This is a genomic window from Streptomyces sp. NPDC091280, assembly GCF_044768565.1.
Classification (GTDB): Bacteria; Actinomycetota; Actinomycetes; order Streptomycetales; family Streptomycetaceae; genus Streptomyces.
This window is the reverse complement of sequence record NZ_JBIVUZ010000046.1, coordinates 1-1,414: the sequence shown is the minus strand read 5'-3', so window position 1 is coordinate 1,414 and position 1,414 is coordinate 1. Positions and strand designations below refer to the sequence as shown.

The window sequence follows — 1,414 nt, the reverse complement described above, 5'->3', positions numbered from 1 at the left end:
ACACAGTGGACGCGAGCAACTGAGGACAAGCCCTCGGCCTATTAGTACCGGTCACCTCCACCCATTACTGGGCTTCCAGATCCGGCCTATCAACCCAGTCGTCTACTGGGAGCCTTAACCCCTCCAAGGGGGTGGGAACACTCATCTCGAAGCAGGCTTCCCGCTTAGATGCTTTCAGCGGTTATCCCTCCCGAACGTAGCCAACCAGCCATGCCCTTGGCAGAACAACTGGCACACCAGAGGTTCGTCCGTCCCGGTCCTCTCGTACTAGGGACAGCCCTTCTCAATGTTCCTGCGCGCGCAGCGGATAGGGACCGAACTGTCTCACGACGTTCTAAACCCAGCTCGCGTACCGCTTTAATGGGCGAACAGCCCAACCCTTGGGACCGACTCCAGCCCCAGGATGCGACGAGCCGACATCGAGGTGCCAAACCATCCCGTCGATATGGACTCTTGGGGAAGATCAGCCTGTTATCCCCGGGGTACCTTTTATCCGTTGAGCGACGGCGCTTCCACAAGCCACCGCCGGATCACTAGTCCCGACTTTCGTCCCTGCTCGACCCGTCGGTCTCACAGTCAAGCTCCCTTGTGCACTTACACTCAACACCTGATTGCCAACCAGGCTGAGGGAACCTTTGGGCGCCTCCGTTACTCTTTAGGAGGCAACCGCCCCAGTTAAACTACCCATCAGACACTGTCCCTGATCCGGATCACGGACCCAGGTTAGACATCCAGCACGACCAGACTGGTATTTCAACGACGACTCCACCCGAACTGGCGTCCGAGCTTCACAGTCTCCCAGCTATCCTACACAAGCCGAACCGAACACCAATATCAAACTGTAGTAAAGGTCCCGGGGTCTTTCCGTCCTGCTGCGCGAAACGAGCATCTTTACTCGTAGTGCAATTTCACCGGGCCTATGGTTGAGACAGTCGAGAAGTCGTTACGCCATTCGTGCAGGTCGGAACTTACCCGACAAGGAATTTCGCTACCTTAGGATGGTTATAGTTACCACCGCCGTTTACTGGCGCTTAAGTTCTCAGCTTCGCCGAGACGAATCTCGACTAACCGGTCCCCTTAACGTTCCAGCACCGGGCAGGCGTCAGTCCGTATACATCGCCTTACGGCTTCGCACGGACCTGTGTTTTTAGTAAACAGTCGCTTCTCGCTGGTCTCTGCGGCCACCCCCAGCTCAGAGTGCAAGACTCATCACCGGTGATGGCCCCCCTTCTCCCGAAGTTACGGGGGCATTTTGCCGAGTTCCTTAACCATAGTTCACCCGAACGCCTCGGTATTCTCTACCTGACCACCTGAGTCGGTTTAGGGTACGGGCCGCCATGAAACTCGCTAGAGGCTTTTCTCGACAGCATAGGATCATCCACTTCACCACAATCGGCTCGGCATCAGGTCTCAG

Annotated in this window: 1 rRNA gene; it reads right to left on the bottom strand. The window is 56.5% G+C overall.

The annotated features are described in order from the left end of the window. Positions 1-21: 21 nt before the first annotated feature. Positions 22-1,414, bottom strand: a 23S ribosomal RNA gene (locus tag ACIQPR_RS49110); the annotation flags it as partial.